Raw genomic sequence first — 22,470 nt, 5'->3', positions numbered from 1 at the left:
TTTTTTGAGGTAAAGATGATGGGTATTATTTCAACGAAATATCTGCTGGCTGACGCGCAGAGCAAAGGTTATGCCGTACCGGCGTTCAATATTCATAACGCCGAAACCATCCAGGCGATCCTGGAAGTATGCCGCGAGGAAAATTCACCGGTCATTCTGGCGGGGACGCCGGGCACGTTCAAACATATCCCGTTCAAAGAGATTCTGGCGTTGTGCCAGACCTATTCCGATTCTTTCGACATGCCGCTGGCGCTGCATCTGGATCATCATGAATCTGCGGAAGACATCGCGCACAAGGTGTTGGATGGCGTGCGCAGTGCGATGATTGACGGCAGCCATTTACCGTTTGATAAGAACGTCGAACTGGTTAAGCGGGTGGTAACGTTTTGCCACCGTTATGACTGTAGCGTTGAGGCTGAGCTTGGGCGGCTGGGCGGCGTGGAAGATGATATGGCGGTGAATGATGAACAGGCATTTTTTACCGATCCCCATGAGGCCCGGCGCTTCGTTGAGCTAACCGGGGTGGACAGCCTGGCAGTGGCGATCGGCACTGCGCATGGCTTATATACCCGCACGCCTAAAATCGATTTCGAACGGCTGGCGGAAATTCACAGCATGGTCAGCGTACCGCTGGTGCTGCACGGCGCCAGTGACGTGCCGGATGAGTATGTGCGGAAGGCGATAAGCCTGGGGATCTGCAAGGTTAATGTGGCGACGGAGCTGAAAATCGCGTTTGCCGGCGCGGTAAAAACGTGGTTTGCGGAGAATCCGCAGGGTAACGATCCCCGCTACTATATGCGTATCGGAATGGAGGCGATGAAAGCGGTGGTTCGGCACAAAATTGCCGTATGTGGTTCGGCGCAGCGTCTGACATCGCTGGCGACGGCGTAAAAGCAGGGCGCGGCCGGTAAGGCCGCGCAGGAATTCAGATTTCGGGCATGGCGGATGAGTGGTGGGTGGAGATCCGCCAGTCTTTGCCGTCCCAGGCGTAGGTGAAGGTGTAACGTGCCGAGACCGTGGAATTATCAGCAAACGTGAACGTATAGGTGCCGGTGTCGATCGCTTTGTTGCATCCGGTACGGATCGTGCGGCTGTCGATTTTCCCGGTCGGCTTTTTCGCCAGAAAATGCTCGAAATAATCTACACGCTCGGCGTCGGTAAGCCGTATCTGATTTGATACCGTGGGCAGCAACACGGCATCGCTGAGGTAATTATCCGCAACCCGCCTGGCGTCGCCGCTTTGCAGTGATGCATTCCAGCGATCAAACAGCTTTTCTACTTGTGCATTGTCGGTGGTCACGCAGGAAACGGTTTCTTTTGCCAGGGCGGGGCCGGAAAACAGGGGGGCGGCTAATGCCAGCGTCATTATCTTTTTCATTGTATTTCCCTTATTTCATCAGAGGTTATGTCACTGAAACTACAGACGGGGAAACAATGGCGCCACTTCTTTTACAGATAATTACATTGGGTTATTATCACTAAGTAAAATTTGTTGGCTGATAATATAAAGCGGCCGGGCACCGCGGTGCGCCGGTCCGCTGGAGGTCTTACTGTGCGGCGGTATCGCAGTATGATGAAGCTACCTGACGCTTAACGCTGACGGTAGCATCGGACAGGCCGAACTTATCCGAGCAGGTGGTGGTTTGGTAGCACACGGACTTGTCGTTTACCATTTCTGCCTGGTAGTTAGTTTCACAAATCTGACGCAGTGCGCCGCCAACGATAGTTTCTGCTTTTTTCATCGCAATCTTTTTCATTACAACATCCTTATAGATAAAATTAATAAAAACAACGAACATTAACGGCGATAACTCAGCCATTAATACTTTTAACGCTATCTTGTGACCTTCATTTCATTTAATTGGTGAGGGTTGGCGTTATTTAGCAATGGGTTATTCTCTGATTAATTCGTTAATAAATGATAAGAATATTGTCCATTTGTCGCAGTATAATATTTGGTATTTATAATTTCAAATACAAAAAACTAAGAAATATCATTGTGTTATTGGTTTTTTCCGTGACGTATGGAAATAACTTTGCGCCCCGTTATTATAAGATAATCTTTGTCTTTGATTATTAAGAAATAGCTTTGTATTTCGTCTATTAGAAAAGCTTAATTATTATTCTTAGATAGCGATCATTATTACCGGCTTTAGGCATGGGGAATGATTCTGCTTTAATTAAATTAATTATCATCCTATTCCGATGGAAGTAAATAAGCACATAGTGATAACTGGTAAATCCCATGAGCTTAGTTAGATGTGCTTTTTATTTTTGTGTTTAAGAACGGTTATCCCATCACGAAGATAAATATGGCACAATAATACGTAAGAACAGGCGTATCGGATCGCTAAACCGCGTCGGTAATGGACGCGGCTTCCGGCAGCTTTGCCGGAGTCGCGCTGAGTACCGGAAGAACGGGGGGAATGGATCTGGCTATGCCGGGTAGCGCGGGAGCGGTGAAACGTAGTGGTTTGCGATTCATTAATTACAGCGGAATGTTTACGGGCAACCGTATTGTGAATCGTTGTTTATGAAAATGAAGCCGCCGTGTACGGAACAATGCTCATCAGGCCATGACGGAAAATTCACAGGAACGATATGAATCCGCCAGAATTTAATACGAATGTCATCACTGAATTGCTTTCCTGGATTGAAGATAATCTGGAGCAACCTTTATTGCTGGACGACGTGGCCCGTAAGGCGGGTTACAGTAAGTGGCACCTGCAACGAACCTTTAAGAATATTACCGGATTAGCGCTGGGCGGATATATTCGCTCCCGCCGTCTGTGCCGTGCGGCGATCGCCCTGCGCCTGACCCGGCAGCCTATCCTGAATATTGCCATTCAGTATCAGTTTGATTCCCAGCAGACGTTTACCCGGCGTTTTAAGGCGCATTTTAATATTACGCCGGCGGCTTACCGCCGTTCCCCGTATTGGGATGCATCAGCCCTGCAACCGCCGCTGGATCTCCACATGACGTCGCTGCCTGTGCCGCACATGATGGATCTGCCGGCATTCTCCCTGTATGGCAACACCTACCATTATGCCTGTCCGCTGGAGCATGTGAGCAGCGTGCATGCGCAGATCAGAAAGCGCTTCTGGATAGATTTCCTGAAAAAACTTACGCCAACGCCCAGCTTGTGTTACGCCCTGACGCACTATGAAGCCGGCGATCGTGAGCATGAACCGGTGGATATCAGCTACACCATCACCACCGAAAGCCCGGCGGCGGATCATTTGACGCATATCGAGATCCCGCCGGGGCGTTACGCCTGCTTCCATTTTGACGGTTCAGTGGAGGAGTACCGGGATTTCGCCCTGAAGATCTATATGTATGTTCTGCCGAACTTAAAGCTGCTGCGGCGTGACGGGCATGATATTGAGCGTTTCCGCGTTGAACAGGGCGACTTTAATGAAGCGGTAACGCAGCTGTCGTGCGATTACCTGGTGCCGGTACTGGACCAATATTCCCCGGGCGACAAAGACGGGTGTTAGGCCAGCCCGTCTTCCCGCAACCGCCTGAGAACGTCGTCCACGTAGTCATCCAGATGCCGGATAAAGTCATCGACCAGCCCTGATGACGGGCGGTGCTTGGGCAGGATCAGGCTGAGGGTGAAAGGCACGTCGGTGCTGAAGCGGCGCAGCGCCACGCCCTGGCCGGCGAAGTCCAGGGCGGTCAGGGGGTTGACGATAGAAACGCCGACGCCCAGCCTGACCATGGCGCAAATCGACGCCGCGCTGTGCGTCTCCGCGATCATCGTACGGCTGATGTTTTCCCGCTGAAAGAGCGCATCCAGAATCTGACGATAGCTGTCGCTGCCCGACAGGCTGATGTAGCGCTGTTGGCTGAAGTCCTGCGGCGTCAGGCATGCCTTTTGCGCCAGCGGATGATCCGCGGGCAGTACGCAAACTTCATTGAAGGTCGCCAGCGTGCGGCGTTCGGTTCCCGCCGGCGTGTGCGTGTTCTCCGTCAGCCCCAGATCATAACGCTGTGCGGAAAGCCACTCTTCCAGCAGCGGCGATTCCTGGGGAATGATGCTCAGGCTGACGTTTTCATGCCGCTCCAGGAATGAACGGCAGACGCCCGGCAGCAGCGACTGGGAAAAGGCGGGCAGGCAGGCCACGGAGAGCTGCGCCTGCCGGTACTGGCGGATATTGAGCGCGGCATCCCGGATGCGTTCCATGCCGTAGTACGAACGCTGTACCTCCTCAAACAGGCGCAACCCTTGCGCGGTAGGCCGCAGACGGCCGCGGACGCGATCAAACAGCGGCATCTGCAACAGCTTCTCGAAACGCGCCAGCTCACGGCTGACCGTGGGCTGTGAAGTATGCAGCAAGGCGGCCGCTTCGGTCAGATTACCGGTGGTCATGACAGCGTGGAAAATTTCTATCTGGCGCAATGAAATATCGGGCATGACGTCTCCGGAAGCGGGCGGGAAGCGCAAACTAACCGAAAGCATATCAGAAATGAATAGAGTCGCCTAAAACGGATATTTTATTTCCGTCCCCTGACGCGGCAATAATGAAAAAAAACGCATCACCGACAACGAGAGGATGTTATGCCGCGCTCCCTGAACGACCGCACCACGGCGCTTTATGCCGGAAACCTGATTGAACTGCCGCAACGCTTCGGTTGCCCGGTCTGGGTATACGACGCGGAAATCATCCGGCAAAAGATTGCGCAACTGCGGGAATTTGATGTGGTGCGTTTTGCGCAGAAGGCGTGCTCAAACATTCATATCCTGCGCCTGATGCGTGAACAGGGCGTGAAAGTAGATGCGGTTTCCCTCGGTGAAATTGAGCGGGCGTTGCTGGCGGGTTATCAGCCGGGCGGCGATCCGGCGCAGATCGTCTTTACCGCCGACGTATTGGACGCGCCGACGCTGGCGCGCGTGACGGAGCTGAAAATTCCGGTCAATGCCGGCTCTACCGACATGCTGTGGCAACTGGGCGAACGTTCGCCCGGCCATCCGGTGTGGCTGCGCGTCAATCCGGGGTTCGGCCACGGACACAGCCAGAAAACCAACACCGGCGGTGAAAACAGCAAGCATGGCATCTGGTATGAAGATTTGCCGCAGGCGCTGGAGCTGATCGAGCGCTACGAACTGCAACTGGTCGGGCTGCATATGCACATTGGTTCCGGGGTGGATTACCAGCATCTGGCGCAGGTGTGTGATGCGATGGTGCAGCAGGTGATCGCCCTGAACCACGATATCCGCGCGATTTCCGCCGGTGGGGGGTTGTCTATACCGTATCAGACGCAGGATGAGGCGATCGACGTCTCCCATTATTACAACCTGTGGAATGAGGCGCGTAACCGTATTGCCGCGCATCTGGGACATCCGGTGCATCTGGAACTGGAGCCGGGGCGTTTTCTGGTGGCGGAGTCTGGGGTGCTGATTGCTCAGGTTCAGGCGGTAAAAGAGATGGGAAGCCGTCATTTCGTGCTGGTGGACGCCGGCTTTAACGATCTGATGCGCCCCGCGATGTACGGCAGTTATCACCACATCTCCCTGCTGCCGGCGGACGGGCGCGATACCGAACATGCACCGCGTGTTGACACCGTCGTCGGCGGGCCGCTGTGCGAATCCGGCGATGTCTTTACCCAGCAGGCCGGCGGCGGCGTGGAAACGCGCGCGCTGCCATCGGCCCGGGTAGGCGATTATCTGGTGTTCCATGACACCGGTGCTTATGGCGCGTCGATGTCCTCCAACTACAACAGTCGTCCGTTGCTGCCTGAAGTGCTGTTTGACGGCGGAGAAGCCCGCCTGATCCGCCGCCGCCAGACGATTGAAGAACTGCTGGCGCTGGAAATCTGTTGATGCCCGCTTTACGCGCCGTCATGCGGCGGCGCGTAAACAAGGCAGGCAATTGATAACAATAACTATTAACTATCCGGTTTTAAGTCGCTAACCCTGTTTTTATTAGCCGTTGTCATGTTATGCCTTACCGGCTAGGCTTAAAATTCTTTCCCCTGCCTCTTTTCACGGTCTGATATGTCCGCGACAAACGATCTTCTGCCGCACGTTGTTCTCTCCGGCGACCACCGCGCCCCGGGGGCAAATAACGCATCGTTGTATTCTGTTTTATATAGCGTTTTGACGATAAAAAGCCTGCCTGCATTATTGGATGTTTTACAGTGTGCGGCCATTGAAATCATGGGGGCGGAAGAGGTCAGGATTCTGCATTATGAGCCGGAGCAAAACCGCATTATGTGCTACGGCTATGACAAAAATCATGAGTCTTTTTTATCTTTTCCTCAGGAGGACGACACGCCGCCGGCGGCGTTTTCTTCCGCGCTGCGCCATCCTCTGGTCACGCCGAGTCAGCGGTTGGGCGATATCATGTTTCTGCGCAGTGATCCTTTCCGCGATGAAGAACGCGCCACGGCGGTGATGCTGGCCGATGTCACGGCCATCGCGCTGGAAAATCTGCTGGAAAAAACGCTGGCTGAGCAGGAAGAGGCGCGGCTGCGTCACGAACGCGATCATTGCCGCATCCTGGTGGATGTGACGAACGCGGTGACCTCCAAGCTGGAGCTGGATGCGCTGGCCGGTGAAGTGTCGCGTGAAATTCACCGTTTCTTCGGCATTGATTACATCGGTTTGTCGCTGTTCGATCAGGATGACAGCCGGTTGAAAACCTACGTCGCCAGCTATCAGCGCGGTAAGCCGGTGCTGCATGAGCAAACCTGGATCCCGTTGGCCGGGTCGCTGGCGCAGCAGGTGATTGAAAGCGAAAACATGCTGTTGATGGATCTGCATGATTCCACCCGCCTGGCGCCGCACGATCGACAACTTGCACAAATGCTGGAGCTGGGGCACCAAACGATTTGCCAGCTGCCGCTGGTGTTCGGCCATAAGGTGCTCGGCGTTCTGAAATTGGCGCAGTGCCGTTCGTCCGTGTTTGACGAGGACAACCTGACCTTGCTGCGTCAGATTGCCGCGCGTATTGCTATTGCGGTGGACAACGCGCTGGCCTACGCCGAAATTTCCCGTCTGAAGGATAATCTGGTGCATGAAAACCACTACCTGACCGAACAGATTCGTCAGGAGGGGGATTTCAGCGAGATCGTGGGCCAGAGCCGGGCAATCAAAGCGGTGCTGGAGCAGGTGGAGATGGTGGCCGCCAGCGATACTACGGTGTTGATTCTGGGCGAAACCGGCACCGGTAAAGAGCTGATCGCGCAGGCGGTGCACGACCTCAGCGGGCGCAGCGATAAACGCATGGTGAAGATGAACTGTGCGGCGATCCCGGCAACGCTGCTGGAAAGCGACCTGTTCGGGCATGAGAAGGGCGCTTATACCGGCGCGGCCCAGCAACGGATGGGGCGCTTTGAACTGGCGCATCAGGGGTCGCTGTTTCTTGATGAGGTCGGTGACATTCCGCTGGAGTTACAGCCCAAACTGCTGCGCGTGTTGCAGGAAAAAGAGATCGAACGGCTGGGCGGGAATAAAGTGATTCCGGTGGACGTGCGCCTCATTGCCGCAACCAATCGCGATCTGAAACAGATGGTGGAAGATCGGGAATACCGCAGCGACCTTTATTACCGCCTTAACGTCTTTCCCATCATGATCCCGCCGCTGCGCGAACGGCCGGAAGATATTCCGCTGCTGGTGAAGTTCTTCACCGCCAAAATCGCCCGGCGCATGAACAGGACCATTACCCGCATTCCCACGGAGGCGATTCGCCGGCTCAGCGCTCTGCCGTGGCCGGGAAATATACGTGAGCTGGAAAACATCATCGAACGGGCGGTGATCCTGACGCGCGGCCCGGTGCTGGCCTTGCCGCTGGACGCGTTTTCATCCGCGCGGCCGCAACCGGTGGCGCTGACCGTGCCGGCGGCGGATGCCGGCGGTGATGAACGGGAGCGTATCTTACAGGCGCTGCGCGACGCCAACGGTATCGTGGCCGGCCCGCGCGGAGCGGCCACGCGCCTCGGGCTGAAGCGCACCACGTTGATCTCGCGGATGCAAAAAATGGGGATATCGGGGAAGGATTATCTGAAATAAAGTCCCCGCCGGAGAGCGGGGTAAAAATGGGCGCTAGTGCGATCTATTCCACTGTCGCTTGTTGTTTCTTTCCGTATTCTTTGCGGTAAAAATCCAGGCTCCGGTTGAACTGTACGCGTTGCTTGTCGTTCATATTTCCGGTGACTTTCCCCGTGTCGACGATTCGATGCTGTGCTTCCATTAAGGCGACGCTTGCAGCGAGAAAATCCATTTCGTTTGCGCCAAATTTTAACTGATGGGTCTCACTCATACGCACACTCCTCGTTTCCTGTCAGTAAGAAAAAGTCATATGCTCGTTTAGTACACTATCTCCCTCATCTGAATTTCTTTTTTTACAGAAAATGCTCAATTCTTAAACGGATATTGGCTTTCTCTATAGCAAATCATGCTGCCGACTATGCCGTTGATACATCGTCAAAAGTGTCGAACCGTTACTCCCTGTGTCGACATTTCTACCTATTAAGTGTTATTCCCTTGATTGCTAAGGAAATAATATGTGGCACGTTTCCTGCTTAGGGTTCCGCATTATCCATCTATCCGTAGTCTGAATCTGAGGACTGAACATGAACCGCTTTGTTATTGCGGAGCCGGCGTTGTGTATCGGGTGCAATACCTGCATGGCTGCATGTACGTCGGTGCACAAGGCGCAGGGGTTGCAGGCGCATCCCCGGCTGACGGTGACGCGTGCGGGGGAACATACGGCGCCGATGCTGTGCCGTCACTGTGAGGACGCTCCCTGCGCCCGGGTCTGCCCGGTTAACGCCATTACCCACGGCGAAAACGCCATCGTACTCAACGAAAGCCTGTGTATCGGCTGCAAGCTGTGCGGGCTGGTTTGTCCGTTCGGCGCGATTGCGCCATCCGGCAGCAAACCCGTCGATGTCCCGGCGCTGTACGAGCAGTATGTGCCGGAAGAGATGCTGGCCGACGAGCCGGGCAGCAATGCCGCGGCGAACCCTTATCTGGCCTGGAATGCGGGCGTACGTACCGTAGCGGTGAAATGCGATCTGTGTTCGTTTCAGGAGCAGGGGCCGGAGTGCGTGCGGGTTTGCCCGACCAACGCCCTGCATCTGGTGGACGAGCAAGCCATTGATGGGAGCAGCCAGGCGCGTCGTCTGGAGTCGGTACTGATGTCGCCGCCGGATCTGGCGTTCTTGTCCAACCGTCAGGGAGGTGGAGAATAATGGCGTCTTCATTGCAGTTACTGCTTTGGTCGGTGATTTTTTACGTGGCCGGCGGCGTGATTTCCCTGCTGTTGGCGCGCCGCGAGCGGTTGTCGATCAACGTGGCGGGGATCACGGCCATCATCGGCGGCGTGCTTGGGCTGTGCAGCGCGTTTCCCGTATTGCTGAGCGGCCATGCGCAGGCGTTCGCGACGCCGGGGCTGTTTCCCTTCGCGGCGTTTACCGTGCGCCTGGATATGCTGGCGGCGTTTATGGTGATGGTGATTTCGCTGCTGGTTACCGTTTGCGCGCTTTATTCCCTGTCTTATGCGCGGGAGTACGAAGGGCGCGGCGCGGGCAGCATGGGATTCTTTATGAATCTGTTCATCGCCTCGATGGTCGGCCTGGTGGTGATGGATAACGCGTTCTATTTCATCATTCTGTTCGAAATGATGTCCCTGGCCTCCTGGTTCCTGGTGATCGCCGAGCAGGATGACGAGTCCGTCAGCGCAGGGCTGCTGTATTTCTTCATCGCCCATGCCGGTTCCGTGCTGATTATGATCGCTTTCTTCCTGATGTGGCGGGAAAGCGGCAGCCTCGACTTCGATTCTTTCCGTGAACTGTCGCTGTCGCCGGGTATGGCCTCCGTGGTGTTCCTGCTGGCGTTTTTCGGCTTCGGCGCCAAAGCGGGGATGCTGCCGCTGCACAGCTGGCTGCCGCGCGCTCACCCGGCGGCGCCGTCCCATGCGTCGGCGCTGATGTCCGGCGTGATGGTGAAGATCGGTATCTTCGGGATCATCAAGGTCGGTATCGATTTGCTCGGCGCGCCGGAGCTGTGGTGGGGGATTCTGGTGCTGGGATTTGGTGCGGTGTCGGCGGTGCTGGGCGTGCTTTACGCCCTGGCCGAGCATGATATCAAGCGCCTGCTGGCCTGGCACACGGTAGAGAACATCGGCATTATCCTGATGGGCGTCGGCGTTGGTATGGCGGGCATCGCCACCGGTCATCCGGTGATGGCGGCGCTGGGTCTGCTCGGCGCGCTGTATCACCTGATTAACCACGCGGTGTTTAAAGGACTGCTGTTCCTCGGCGCCGGCGCGGTGATTTACCGCGTCCACACCCGCGATATGGAGCATATGGGCGGTCTGGGTAAGTTAATGCCCAAAACCGCGCTGGCTTTCCTGATTGGCTGTATGTCTATTTCCGCCTTGCCGCCGCTCAACGGGTTTATCAGCGAGTGGTATACCTACCAGTCGTTGTTCACCATGAGCCATGACGGCAACTTCCTGATGCGCCTGAGCGGCCCGGTGGCCATGGTGATGCTGGCCATTACCGGCGCGCTGGCCGCGATGTGCTTCGTTAAAGTTTACGGCGTGAGCTTCTGCGGCGGTCCGCGCAGCGAAAAAGCGGCGCAGGCCCGCGAAGTCCCCTGGCCGATGACGGTTTCCATGTTGCTGCTGGCCCTGTTCTGCGTGTTGCTGGGCGCGGGCGCCTCGGTGGTGGCGCCGGTGCTGGCGCAGGTTGCCGCTTCGCTGAGCGGCGCGCAGGAACTGACCGTCGCGCAGGGCGGCTTGCTGGTGCCGCAACAGGCCGCGCAGGCCATGCTGTCGCCGGCGCTGACCTTCATTCTGCTGCTGGCCCTGCCGTTGCTGCCGCTGGCTGTCTACCTGATCCGTAAAGGCGGGCAGCCCGGATTCCGCCGCCGCGGCGATCCGTGGGCGTGCGGGTATGGCTGGGAGCAGGCGATGGCAGTGTCTGCCGGTGGCTTTACCCAGCCGCTGCGCGCCATGTTCGCTGCGCTGTACCGTATGCGCAAACAGCTTGATCCCTCTGCGGCGCTGAGCCGGACGCTGGAACGCACCACCGCCGGCGCGGCCGCCGCGGAACCGTTCTGGGATGAGCGCATCATCTATCCGCTGGTGCGCGGGGTTCAGCGTATTGGTGCGCAGATGCAGCGCCTGCAGAGCGGGGATTTCCGTCTCTACTGCCTGTACGTGGTGGCCGCACTGGTCGTGCTGCTGCTGGCTATCGCGGTGTAAGGAGAATGATCATGACAATGCAAGAAACGCCGTCATTGATGATGGGACTCTTTGCCCTGGCGCAGGCGGTTATTTTACTGGCGCTGACGCCGCTGTTTACCGGCATTTCCCGCCAGATCCGCGCCCGTATGCACTCACGGCGCGGGCCGGGGATCGGGCAGGACTACCGCGATATCTTCAAGCTGCTGAAGCGCCAGGAAGTGGCGCCGGCGCAGTCCGGCGCGGTGTTCCGCGTGATGCCTTACGTTTTGCTGGGCAGCATGTTGCTGGTGGCGATGACGCTGCCGGTATTCACCCGCACCTCGCCGTTCGGCGGCGCGGGAGACCTGATTACGCTGTTGTACCTGTTCGCGCTGTTTCGCTTCTTCTTTTCCCTCTCCGGGCTGGATACCGGCAGCCCCTTCGCCGGCATCGGCGCCAGCCGCGAGCTGACGCTGGGCGTACTGGTGGAGCCGACGCTGATCCTGGCATTGCTGGTGGTGGCGCTGATTGCCGGTTCCACCAATATCGGCACGATCAGCGCTGTACTGACCGACGGCTGGGCATCGCCGACCGCGACCCTGCTGGCGCTGGTGGCCTGTGGTTTTGCCGCCTTTATCGAGATGGGCAAAATTCCGTTTGACGTAGCGGAGGCGGAACAGGAGCTGCAGGAAGGCCCGCTGACCGAATATTCCGGCTCCGGCCTGGCGTTGGTGAAGTGGGGGATCGGCCTCAAGCAGGTGGTGGTGGCCGAACTGTTTCTGGCGGTGTTTATCCCGTTCGGCAAGGCATCTGAGCTGACGTTTGCCGCGTTGCTTCCGGCGCTGGGGATCATGCTGGTGAAGCTGCTGGTGGTGTTCGTGATCGCCTCGCTGGTGGAAAACAGCCTGGCGCGCGGGCGCTTCCTGCTGACCCACCGTGTTACCTGGCTGGGCTTCGGCGTTGCGGCGCTGGCCTTCGTGTTTTACCTGACCGGTCTGTAAGGAGCCTGGAAAACCATTATGGAAAATTCATCCTTTATGACCACAACGGCGTTAGCGACCCTGTTGCTGCCGTTCATCGGCGCGCTGTTAACGGCGTGCCTGCCGCAGCGCATGGCGAAGTGGCTCGCCACGTTCTTCGCGTTGCTGGCGACGCTGGGCACCGTGCTGATGGGCTGGGGATTCCTGGCCCATGGCAAGGCCGATGTAACCGTCACGCTGCTGAGCTACGGCGACGTGGCGTTGTTCGGGTTCACCTTTGATCGCATCAGCACGCTGATTGTTTTTGCGGTGGTCTTTCTTGGCCTGTTAGTGAGTCTTTACTCGACCGGTTATCTGACCGCCGGCAACCGCGAACATCCCCATGAGGGCGGCAATCGGTATTATGCCTTCCTGTTGGTGTTTATCGGCGCGATGGCGGGGCTGGTGATGTCATCCACCATTCTGGGGCAACTGTTGTTTTTCGAAATTACCGGCGGCTGTTCCTGGGGGTTGATCGGCTATTACCAGACGCCGAAGTCGCAGCGCTCCGCGATGAAGGCGCTGCTGATTACGCACGTGGCGTCGATTGGTCTGTATCTGGCGGCGGCGACCCTGTTCCTGACCACCGGCACTTTCGCCCTGAGCGCGCTGGCGCAGCTCAGCGGCACGCCGGCGCTGATCGTATTCGGCGGTATCCTGTTCGCAGCCTGGGGGAAATCGGCTCAGTTGCCGTTGCAGGCCTGGCTGCCCGACGCGATGGAAGCGCCTACTCCCGTGAGCGCTTACTTACACGCTGCGTCCATGGTGAAGGTCGGGGTGTACATCTTTGCCCGTGCGATCCTGGAGTCGGGGAACGTGCCGCACATCATCGGCTGGATCGGCATCGTGATGGCGGTGATTACGATGATTTACGGCTTCCTGATGTACCTGCCGCAGAAGGACATGAAGCGTCTGCTGGCGTGGTCCACCATTACGCAGCTTTCTTACATTTTTCTGGCGCTGTCGATGGCGGTGTTCGGTTCGCGCGAAGCGTTTGACGGCGGCGTGGCGTATATCTTCAACCATGCGTTTGCCAAGAGTCTGTTCTTCCTGGTGGCCGGCGCCCTCAGCTACAGTTGCGGCACCCGCATGTTGCCGCGCCTGCGCGGCGTGTTGAGCAAGATGCCGCTGCTGGGCATCGGCTTCTGCGTGGCGGCGCTGGCGATTACCGGCGTGCCGCCGTTCAACGGCTTCTTCAGCAAGTTCCCCATTTTTGCCGCCGGTTTCGCGCTCTCCCATGAGTTCTGGGTGATGACGCCGCTGATGGTGCTGGTGCTGATTGAGTCGGTCGCCAGCTTCGCCTGGTTTATCTACTGGTTCGGACGGGTGATCCCCGGTCAGCCCAGTGAAGAGGTGGCGCAGGCCGGCCCGGTGCCGGCGGCGATGCGCCTGGTGCTGATCGTTCTGGTGGTGATGTCGCTGTGTTCCAGCGTGATTGCCGTAGCCTGGCTCGGATAAGGGGGGATTGATTATGACCGGATCGCTTATCGTCAATAATCTTGCGGGGCTGATGATGATCACCTCGCTGCTGGTGATCGGCGTCAAACGCCCCATCGCGTCCTGCTGGCTGTATGCCTTGCAGTCGCTGGTGCTGGTGCTGATCTTCGTTACCCTTGGTCAGACGCTGGGGGCGCATCAACTGTCGATGTGGGCCGTGAGCGCCTTTATCACCAAGGTGGTGCTGGTGCCGGTGATTATGGGGTATGCCTTTCGCCGTATGGCCGACCCGTCCGCCGACGGCAGCCTGATCGGCCCCGTCGGGCTGATGATCGCCGCCGCGGTGATTGTGGTGCTGTGCGGGTTTGTGGTGGAGCCGGTGAATGTGCCGCTGGTGGCGACGCTGAAACCGGCGCTTGCCGTTTCGCTGGGCCATTTCTTGCTCGGCCTGCTGTGCATCGTCACGCAGCGCAACATTCTCAAGCAGGTGTTCGGCTATTGCCTGATGGAAAACGGTTCGCACCTGACGCTGGCGTTGCTGGCTAACCGTGCGCCGGAGCTGGTGGAGATCGGCATCGCCACCGACGCTATCTTCGCGGTGATCGTGATGGCCGTTCTGGCCCGCAAGATTTACCGCACGCTCAATACGCTGAGCGTTGAACAACTGACCGCGCTGAAGGGGTAAGGGGATGAGTCACACGACCATACTTTCGTTGTTATTGCTGACGCCGCTGGTCTTTGCCCTGCTGAGCTTCGCCTGCCGCCTGCTGGGCGGCGCCGCGCGTGCGGTGGTGACGTTGCTGCACGTTGTCGGCATCGTTGCGCTGTTGGCGGAATCACTGTGGGTGGTGTCGCTGGTCTGTACGCAGGGCGACATCCTGGCGATGCAGCAGTGGCTGCACATTGACAGCCTGGGCGCGCTGTTCCTAGCGATCCTCGGGATTGTCGGCTTCCTCACCGGGTTGTACTCCGTGGGCTATATGCGCCATGAGGTGGACGAGGGGGAAATTTCGCTGCCGACGCTGTGTAACTACTACGGCTTCTTCCACCTGTTCCTGTTCACCATGTTGTTGGTGGTGACCAGCAACAACCTGATTATGATGTGGGCGGCGATTGAAGCCACCACCCTCAGCTCCGCGTTCCTGGTGGGGATCTACGGTCAGCGTTCGTCGCTGGAAGCCGCGTGGAAGTACATTGTCATCTGTACCGTGGGCGTGGCTTTCGGCCTGTTCGGCACCATTCTGGTCTATGCCAACGCCGCCAACGTACTGCCAAACGCCGCGGACGCCATTTTCTGGACAGAAGTGCTGAAGCACGCGTCGATGCTTGATTCAACCCTGATGCATCTGGCGTTCGTTTTCGTGCTGATCGGTTTCGGCACCAAAACCGGCCTGTTCCCGATGCATGCCTGGCTGCCTGACGCGCACAGTGAAGCGCCCAGCCCGGTCAGCGCCCTGTTGTCGGCGGTGTTGCTGAACTGCGCGCTGCTGGTGATCCTGCGTTATTACGTGATTATCAGCACCGCGATCGGCAGTTATTTCCCTGACACGCTGCTGCTGGTATTCGGCATGCTTTCCGTGGCGGTGGCGGCTTTCTTTATCCTGGTACAGCGGGACATCAAGCGCCTGCTGGCCTATTCCAGCGTAGAGAATATGGGCCTTATCGCGGTGGCGCTGGGTATCGGCGGGCCGTTGGGCGTGCTGGCGGCGCTGTTGCATACCCTGAACCACAGCCTGGCGAAAACCCTGCTGTTCTGCGGTTCCGGCAATGTGCTGCTGAAGTACGGCACGCGCGATATCGGCGTGGTGAAAGGAATGCTGAAGGTTGCGCCGTTCACCGCGGTGCTGCTGACCGGCGGTGCGCTGGCATTGGGCGGTATGCCGCCGTTTAACGTGTTCCTCAGCGAGTTTATGACAGTCGTCGCCGGGCTGGCTCAGGGGCATATTGCGCTGACCGTAATTCTGTTGCTGCTGTTGACCGTGGTGCTGGGCGGGTTGGTGCGCATGGTGGCCGCCACCGTGTTCGGCCCGGCGCCGGAGGCCGTCAGTAAGGGCGAGCTGGGTATTCTGACCACGCTGCCGATGGCGATTCTGCTGGTGCTTATGCTGGTGATGGGCACCCATATTCCGCAGCCGGTTACGCGCTTGCTGGAAAACGCCGCTACGCTTGTATTACATCACGGCCAGGGCGATTCAAACCCGCACTTTAACTGGCCCTGGGCTGCCGGCACCGCCGGTCAGGCTGCCGTCACAACCCCGTCAGGAGAATAAAGTGAGTTACGAAAATCACGTTAATGCCGTTAACGGCGATGAAAAACTGGGCCGCGGATATCTGGCCCAGGTACGCCAGAAATTTCCTGCCGCGGTTCTGGATGAAGAGTGGCAAACCGCCGACCAACTGACGATTACGGTCAAAACCGAGTCGCTGCCGGAGGTGGTGGAGTATCTCTATTATCAGCTCGGCGGCTGGCTGCCGATGCTGTTCGGCAACGATGAGCGTACGCTGACCGGCGATTTCGCCGTGTATTACGTGCTGTCGATGGAAGAAGGCGAGAAGTGCTGGGTGATCGTTAAGGCGCACGTCAGCCCGATTACCCTGGAATTTCCCTCCGTGACGCCGCGCGTTCCCGCCGCCGTGTGGGGGGAACGCGAGGTGCGCGACATGTACGGCCTGATCCCGGTTGGTCTGCCGGACGAGCGCCGCCTGGTATTGCCGGATGACTGGCCGGACGATCTTCACCCGCTGCGCAAAGACACCATGGATTACCGTCAGCGCCCGGCGCCGACCACCGACACTGAAACCTACAAGTTTGAAAACGCCGGCAGCAGCGAGGCGCGCGTGGTGCCGATTGGCCCGATGCACATCACATCCGACGAACCGGGCCACTTCCGCCTGTTCGTTGACGGCGAGCAAATCGTGGACGCGGATTATCGCCTGTTTTACGTACATCGCGGCATGGAGAAGCTAGCGGAAACCCGCATGGGGTACAACGAAGTCACTTTTCTGTCCGACCGCGTGTGCGGCATCTGCGGCTTTGCACACAGCGTGGCGTACACCACGTCGGTGGAAAACGCGCTCGGCATTTACGTGCCGCCGCGCGCGCATGCCATCCGCAGTATTCTGCTGGAGGTGGAGCGCTTGCACAGCCACCTGCTCAACATCGGGCTGTCCAGCCACTTTGTCGGCTTCGACACCGGCTTTATGCAGTTTTTCCGCGTGCGTGAGAAATCGATGACCATGGCGGAACTGCTGACTGGCTCGCGTAAAACCTACGGTCTCAACCTGATCGGCGGCGTACGCCGCGACATCCTCAAAGAGCAGCGGGTGAAAACCATCCAATTGATCAAAGAGATGCGTGAAGACGTAACGCAACTGGTGGAAATTCTGCTCGGTACGCCGAACATGGAACAGCGCACACGGGGCGTCGGTTTACTGGACCGTAAGGTCGCGCGCGATTACAGCCCGGTAGGGCCGATGATTCGCGCCAGCGGCTTTGCCCGCGACTTGCGTTTCGATCACCCGTACACCAACTACGGCGCGCTGCCGAAGACCCTGTTCTCCCTTGACGGCTGCGACGTTTACTCGCGCGTGATGGTACGGGTGCAGGAGACGCTGGACTCAATGGCGATGATCGAATACGCGCTGGACAATCTGCCGGAAGGCCCGCTGCTGACCGAAGGTTTTACCTACCGGCCGCACAAATTTGCGCTGGGCTATGTGGAAGCGCCGCGCGGCGAGGATGTTCACTGGAGCATGCTGGGCGACAACCAGAAGCTGTTCCGCTGGCGCTGCCGGGCGGCCACCTACGCCAACTGGCCGGTGCTGCGCTATATGCTGCGCGGTAATACGGTGTCCGACGCGCCGCTGATCATCGGCAGCCTCGATCCCTGCTACTCCTGTACCGACCGCGTGACGCTGGTGGATGTGCGCAAACGCCAGTCTAAGACGGTGGCGTACAAGGAAATCGAGCGCTATGGCATCGAACGTAAAAATTCGCCGCTCAAGTGAGGGATGAACCATGCTGAAACTGTTTAAAACCATCCTGAAAGCGGGTGAAGCCACGGTTAAGTACCCCTTTAAACCGCTGGACGTCACGCCGGGTTTTCGCGGCAAACCGGAGTACGACGCCCGGCAGTGCATCGCCTGCGGCGCCTGTACCGTCGCCTGCCCGGCCAACGCGCTGACGATGGAAACCGACGAAGCGGCCGGCAGCCGTACCTGGCAACTGTTCCTTGGCCGCTGCATTTTCTGCGGCCGCTGTGAAGAGGTTTGCCCGACGCGGGCGATCGTGCTGTCGGAAGAGTTCGAGCTGGCGGTGACGAATAAGCCGGATCTCTACACCCGCGCCACGTTTACCCTGCTTAACTGTCGCACCTGCGGGCAGCCGTTCACGACGGATAAATCGGTGGCGTACGCGATGGCGTTGCTGGCGCATTCCGGCGTGGACGAAGCCAGCGTAGAGGCGATGCGGCCGCAGTTCGAGACCTGTCCGGACTGCAAGCGTAAAGACAACCTGCATCACCATGGCCGTATGAACCTCAGCTATCACGTAGGGGAGAAACGTCAATGAGCCTGCCGGAAATCAAGGTAAATCATCACGTCAGCCAGCCGATAACGCTGGATGCTCAGGCGGTGGAGCTGAAGGGAAAACTGCTGAAGGATATTCAGCGCTCCGCCTATGTTTACCGCGTGGACTGCGGCGGCTGTAACGGCTGCGAGATCGAGATTTTTGCCGCCATTACGCCGCTGTTCGACGCTGAACGCTTCGGGATCAAGGTCGTTGCCTCTCCGCGTCATGCCGATATCCTGTTGTTCACCGGCGCAGTAACCCGCGCGATGCGAACGCCGGCGCTGCGTGCCTATGAGTCGGCGCCGGACCCGAAAATCTGCATCTCCTACGGCGCCTGCGGCTGTGGCGGGGGGATCTTCCACGATCTTTACTGCGTATGGGGCGGCAGCGAAAGTATCGTTCCCATCGACGTCTGGATCCCCGGTTGTCCGCCGACGCCGGCGGCCACTATTCACGGCTTTGCCGTGGCGCTGGGGCTGCTGGAGCAGAAGCTGAAAGGGGAGAACCACGTGCAGGCGCAGGGCGAGCGTGCGGCGCTGCTGCTGCCCTCCATCCCGCTTGCCACCCGTACGCTGATTGAGCGCGAAGCGCGCCGGCTGGCGGGATACCGTCAGGGGCGGGAAATCAGCGATCGTTTCCTTTCCCTGCTGGACGGCGTTGACGCCAATGCCGCCGCCGGAAAACTGGATGATTGGCTGAAGCAGGCTGACGATCCGCGCCTGCGTGAAATCGTTCACTGCCTGATGCGCCTGTTGCAGGGAGGAACGGCGTATGCGTGAGGACGGAAAAGTTATTTTCTGGTCGCTGCGGCAGAAATTCCTCGACAGCGACGACGATATGCCAGCGCAGGCGCAGCAGGTGATGTATTACTCGCTGGCGATTGGTCATCACGTCGGGGTGATCGACTGCCTGAAAAATGAGCTGACCTGCACGCTGGAGCACTACCCGGCGTGGCTTGAGCTGTTACCGGAGGGCGAAGCGCGGCGTAAGCTGCGCGGCCTGCTGACCTTCGGCGAAATTACCATCGACTCCACCCACACCAGCCTGCTGGCTAACGCGCTGGCGCCGCTGTGCGCGCCGGGGCAGCCGGAACCTTTCCGTGAGTGGAGCGAAACGCTGATACGTCTGCTGGGCGAAATTGAGAGGGAACCGGCGATCTATCTCATTGTGAGAAAAGTGGCATGAGCGAAATGATAAATTCCGTCCCGGACGTGGTACTGGCGGTCGGCAACAACATGATGGGCGACGACGGCGCCGGGCCGTTACTGGCGGAGATGATGGAGGCCGGCCCGGTGGCGGGCTGGATGGCGATTAACGGCGGCTCTGCGCCGGAAAACGTAGCGCATCAGGTACGGGCGCTGAAACCGCGCAGGGTGCTGATCGTCGATGCGGCCGACATGGCGCTGCAGCCCGGGGAGATTCGTATTATCAATCCGGATGATATTGCGGAGATGTTTATCATGAGCACGCATAACATGCCGCTTAACTTTCTGATCGATCAGCTTAAAGAAGACATCCCGGAGGTTATTTTTTTGGGGATTCAGCCGGATATCGTGGCGTTTTATTGCCCGATGACGGAAAACGTCAAACACGCGGTGGAGACGGTTTACCACCGCCTGCCGGGCTGGGAAGGCTGCGGCGGTTTTGCGTTGCTGGAGGCGGATGCGCCGTGATGCGGCGTGTTCGACAAAAATGTCGAACGGTGCCGACACAGATGTTTGACCTGCCTCATCCCGTAGCCGGAGACTTTATAGTTCAATGAATTACCTCCGGCTACCGTAATCGCCGATTACTGGCATAAACCCTGCATAGAATCAGGGGTGATATCAGCCGGATGCCGGCAATTGATAAAAAAGAGCCGGGAACCGCGTTTCTCAGCTTTGGCAATGATAGGAGCAATGTTGATGAAAAAAGTCATCACGGTCTGCCCGTACTGCGCCTCAGGTTGCAAAATCAACCTGGTGGTGGATAACGGCAGAATCGTCAGGGCCGAAGGCGCTGACGGCGTGACCAACCAGGGTGAGCTGTGCCTGAAAGGGTATTACGGCTGGGACTTCGTCCATGACACCAAAATCCTGACCCCACGCCTGAAAAGCCCCATGATTCGCCGCGAGCGCGGCGGCAAGCTGGAGTCGGTTTCCTGGGAGGAGGCCATTGAGTTCGCCAGCTCCCGTCTGAAGGCGATAAAAGAGAAATATGGCCCCAATGCCATCATGACCACCGGTTCATCCCGTGGTCCGGGCAATGAAGCCAACTACATCATGCAGAAATTTGCGCGCGCGGCGATTGGCACCAACAACGTCGACTGCTGCGCACGTGTCTGACACGGCCCTTCGGTTGCAGGTCTGCAGCGATCGGTCGGTAACGGCGCCATGAGTAACTCAATCGTTGAGATTGAGGATACCCAATGTATTTTTGTCTTCGGTTATAACGCCGCGGACTCTCACCCCATTGTCGCCCGCCGCATCATTAAGGCGAAAGAGAAGGGGGCGAAGATCATCGTGTGCGATCCGCGCTATATCGAAACTGCGCGCATCGCCGATATTCACCTGCCGCTGAAAAACGGCTCCAACATCGCGTTGCTGAACGCGCTGGCTAACGTAATGATCACGGAAGGCCTGTACGACAGCGCGTTTGTGGAAAACCACACCGAGGAGTTTGAGGCATACCGCGACATCGTCGCGAAATATACCCCGGAGTCGGTGGAGGCCATCACCGGGCTGAGCGCGCAACAGATCCGCGAAACCGCGCGTATGTATGCGTCGGCGCCGACGGCTACCATTCTGTGGGGCATGGGCGTGACCCAGTTCTATCAGGGCGTGGAAACCGTGCGTTCGCTCACCAGCCTGGCGCTGCTGACCGGTAACCTGGGCAAGCCCAACGTCGGGGTTAACCCGGTGCGCGGCCAGAACAACGTACAGGGCGCCTGCGACATGGGGGCGTTGCCCAACACCCTGCCGGGGTATGACAACGTTACCGATCCGGTGGCGCGTGCGCGTTTCGCCAAAGCATGGGGCATTGACGCCATGCCGGAAGAGATCGGCTATGCGCTCAGTGAAGTGCCGCATAACATCGAGCACGGCAAGCTGAAGGCGCACTACGTCATGGGCGAAGATCCGCTGCAAACTGAGCCGGATCTGGCAACCATTCGCCGCACCTTCGAGAAGCTGGAACTGCTGATCGTTCAGGATATCTTCATGACCAAGACTGCGTCGATTGCCGACGTGGTTTTCCCTGCGACGTCATGGGGAGAGCATGAGGGCGTCTATACCGCTGCCGACCGTGGCTTCCAGCGCTTCTACAAAGCGGTGGAGCCGGTGGGCGACGTGAAGACCGACTGGCAGATCATCAGCCTGATGTCTACGGCGATGGGCTACCCGATGCACTACGAAAATACGCAGGAAATCTGGGATGAACTGCGCGGTGTGTGCCCGATCTACTACGGCGCGACCTACGAGAAAATGGCGGATTTGGGCTACATCCAGTGGCCGTGTCCGACGGAAGATCATCCGGGGACGCAGTACCTGTACAACGGCGGCATTTTCGATCGCGCCGGCGGAAAAGGGGAGTTCTTCACCTGTGACTGGGCGCCGCCCATCGATCAGGTCAGCGATGAGTTCCCGATGGTGCTGTCAACCGTACGTGAGGTGGGGCATTACTCCTGCCGTTCCATGACCGGTAACTGTAAGGCGCTGGCGGCGCTGGCCGATGAGCCGGGGTTTGTGCAGATCAACACGGAGGATGCGGCGCGTCAGGGTATCGTCGATCAGGAACTGGTCTGGATCTGTTCCCGTCAGGGCAAGGTGATCAGCCGGGCCAACGTCAGCGATCGCCCCAACCAAGGCGCGGTGTATATGACGTATCAGTGGTGGATCGGTGCATGTAACGAGCTGGTGGCGGAAAACCTCAGCCCGATAACCAAGACGCCGGAGTACAAGTACTGCGCGGTGCGGCTGGAGCCGATTAAGGATCAGCGTCAGGCCGAACATTACGTGGTGACGGAGTACAATAAGATCAAACAACGCCTGCGGGAAACAGCGGAAGGCTGATAACGCCGCGTTGATTGATACAGCATCGGGCTGCCTGCGGGCGGCCCGATTTTTTTGACCGCAATTTTCTTCTCAGGGCAGGGGATGCCATCCCGATAAAACCGGGAGAGTTCTTAATCTTCGTTATTTTTATCTGTGGCGTAAAAAAGAAATAAGAGACGGTAAACCGGCAAGTCGCCGTATAACCAGTATTAAAAATGGTTTAGACGAACAGAAT

Annotated in this window: 20 protein-coding genes; 16 read left to right on the top strand and 4 right to left on the bottom strand. The window is 58.1% G+C overall.

The window, feature by feature from the left end:
• The first annotated feature begins 18 nt into the window (after positions 1-18).
• Positions 19-891 carry a tagatose-bisphosphate aldolase subunit KbaY gene (gene kbaY / locus C8D90_RS21395; RefSeq protein ID WP_115460485.1) on the top strand — a complete coding sequence of 291 codons (873 nt, stop codon included), beginning with the start codon at positions 19-21 and terminating at the stop codon, positions 889-891.
• 34 nt (positions 892-925) lie between these two features.
• Here kbaY and C8D90_RS21390 read toward each other — a convergent pair whose 3' ends face one another.
• Complete coding sequence (locus tag C8D90_RS21390) at positions 926-1,378, bottom strand: SgcJ/EcaC family oxidoreductase (RefSeq protein ID WP_115460484.1); 453 nt, start codon at positions 1,376-1,378, stop codon at positions 926-928.
• 169 nt (positions 1,379-1,547) lie between these two features.
• Positions 1,548-1,757 (bottom strand): DUF4762 family protein, encoded by a 210-nt coding sequence (locus tag C8D90_RS21385; protein WP_162844445.1) that lies wholly within the window; start codon positions 1,755-1,757, stop codon positions 1,548-1,550.
• A gap of 844 nt (positions 1,758-2,601) precedes the next feature.
• Between C8D90_RS21385 and C8D90_RS21380 the strand changes: the two genes are divergently transcribed.
• A complete protein-coding gene (locus C8D90_RS21380; protein ID WP_115460482.1) occupies positions 2,602-3,498 on the top strand; it encodes a helix-turn-helix domain-containing protein in 897 nt (298 codons plus the stop codon).
• Here C8D90_RS21380 and C8D90_RS21375 read toward each other — a convergent pair.
• Positions 3,495-4,418, bottom strand: a complete 924-nt coding sequence (locus C8D90_RS21375) for a LysR family transcriptional regulator (protein WP_115460481.1) — start codon at positions 4,416-4,418, stop codon at positions 3,495-3,497. The two genes, C8D90_RS21380 and C8D90_RS21375, sit on opposite strands and share 4 nt — an antisense overlap.
• Before the next feature lie 144 nt (positions 4,419-4,562).
• Between C8D90_RS21375 and lysA the strand changes: the two genes are divergently transcribed.
• Positions 4,563-5,825: a diaminopimelate decarboxylase gene (gene lysA, locus C8D90_RS21370; RefSeq protein WP_115460480.1), complete on the top strand. Its 1,263-nt coding sequence runs from the start codon at positions 4,563-4,565 to the stop codon at positions 5,823-5,825.
• A 174-nt stretch (positions 5,826-5,999) separates the two neighbouring features.
• The gene (locus tag C8D90_RS21365) at positions 6,000-8,015 is read left to right on the top strand and encodes a sigma 54-interacting transcriptional regulator (RefSeq protein WP_115460479.1); all 2,016 of its coding nucleotides are present in this window, start codon (positions 6,000-6,002) and stop codon (positions 8,013-8,015) included.
• A gap of 43 nt (positions 8,016-8,058) precedes the next feature.
• Here C8D90_RS21365 and C8D90_RS21360 read toward each other — a convergent pair whose 3' ends face one another.
• Positions 8,059-8,265 carry a hypothetical protein gene (locus C8D90_RS21360; RefSeq protein WP_230473078.1) on the bottom strand — a complete coding sequence of 69 codons (207 nt, stop codon included), beginning with the start codon at positions 8,263-8,265 and terminating at the stop codon, positions 8,059-8,061.
• A gap of 313 nt (positions 8,266-8,578) precedes the next feature.
• On the opposite strand from C8D90_RS21360, the gene C8D90_RS21355 reads away from it, so the two are divergent.
• The 12 genes from C8D90_RS21355 to fdhF all read left to right on the top strand — a co-directional run bounded on the left by C8D90_RS21355 (position 8,579) and on the right by fdhF (position 22,253).
• Positions 8,579-9,199 (top strand): 4Fe-4S dicluster domain-containing protein, encoded by a 621-nt coding sequence (locus C8D90_RS21355; RefSeq protein WP_115460478.1) that lies wholly within the window; start codon positions 8,579-8,581, stop codon positions 9,197-9,199.
• Positions 9,199-11,217 (top strand): hydrogenase 4 subunit B, encoded by a 2,019-nt coding sequence (hyfB, locus tag C8D90_RS21350; protein ID WP_115460477.1) that lies wholly within the window; start codon positions 9,199-9,201, stop codon positions 11,215-11,217. Before C8D90_RS21355 ends, hyfB begins: the two co-directional genes overlap by 1 nt.
• Before the next feature lie 11 nt (positions 11,218-11,228).
• On the top strand, positions 11,229-12,179 hold the full coding sequence (locus tag C8D90_RS21345; RefSeq protein ID WP_115460476.1) for a respiratory chain complex I subunit 1 family protein: 951 nt from the start codon (positions 11,229-11,231) through the stop codon (positions 12,177-12,179).
• Positions 12,180-12,197: 18 nt separating this feature from the next.
• Complete coding sequence (locus tag C8D90_RS21340) at positions 12,198-13,655, top strand: hydrogenase 4 subunit D (RefSeq protein WP_115460475.1); 1,458 nt, start codon at positions 12,198-12,200, stop codon at positions 13,653-13,655.
• Positions 13,656-13,668: 13 nt separating this feature from the next.
• Positions 13,669-14,319 (top strand): hydrogenase 4 membrane subunit, encoded by a 651-nt coding sequence (gene hyfE, locus C8D90_RS21335; RefSeq protein WP_115460474.1) that lies wholly within the window; start codon positions 13,669-13,671, stop codon positions 14,317-14,319.
• 4 nt (positions 14,320-14,323) lie between these two features.
• Entirely contained in the window at positions 14,324-15,904 is a 1,581-nt protein-coding gene (locus C8D90_RS21330) for a hydrogenase 4 subunit F (protein ID WP_115460473.1), read from the top strand.
• Position 15,905: 1 nt separating this feature from the next.
• Positions 15,906-17,642, top strand: coding sequence for a hydrogenase large subunit (locus C8D90_RS21325; protein ID WP_115460472.1), 1,737 nt, complete (start codon positions 15,906-15,908; stop codon positions 17,640-17,642).
• Positions 17,643-17,652: 10 nt separating this feature from the next.
• Entirely contained in the window at positions 17,653-18,204 is a 552-nt protein-coding gene (hyfH, locus tag C8D90_RS21320) for a hydrogenase 4 subunit H (RefSeq protein WP_115460471.1), read from the top strand.
• A complete protein-coding gene (locus C8D90_RS21315) occupies positions 18,201-18,983 on the top strand; it encodes an NADH-quinone oxidoreductase subunit B family protein (protein WP_115460470.1) in 783 nt (260 codons plus the stop codon). Before hyfH ends, C8D90_RS21315 begins: the two co-directional genes overlap by 4 nt.
• Positions 18,976-19,389 carry a formate hydrogenlyase maturation HycH family protein gene (locus tag C8D90_RS21310; RefSeq protein WP_115460469.1) on the top strand — a complete coding sequence of 138 codons (414 nt, stop codon included), beginning with the start codon at positions 18,976-18,978 and terminating at the stop codon, positions 19,387-19,389. Before C8D90_RS21315 ends, C8D90_RS21310 begins: the two co-directional genes overlap by 8 nt.
• Positions 19,386-19,877, top strand: coding sequence for a hydrogenase maturation peptidase HycI (hycI, locus tag C8D90_RS21305; RefSeq protein ID WP_376744997.1), 492 nt, complete (start codon positions 19,386-19,388; stop codon positions 19,875-19,877). Before C8D90_RS21310 ends, hycI begins: the two co-directional genes overlap by 4 nt.
• A 231-nt stretch (positions 19,878-20,108) precedes the next feature.
• On the top strand, positions 20,109-22,253 hold the full coding sequence (fdhF, locus tag C8D90_RS21300) for a formate dehydrogenase subunit alpha (protein ID WP_115460498.1): 2,145 nt from the start codon (positions 20,109-20,111) through the stop codon (positions 22,251-22,253).
• The last annotated feature ends 217 nt before the right edge of the window (positions 22,254-22,470 follow it).

This window comes from Enterobacillus tribolii (assembly GCF_003363015.1).
GTDB lineage: Bacteria > Pseudomonadota > Gammaproteobacteria > Enterobacterales > Enterobacteriaceae > Enterobacillus > Enterobacillus tribolii.
The sequence above is the reverse complement of the archived record's forward strand: the minus strand, read 5'-3'. Positions and strand labels throughout refer to the sequence as shown.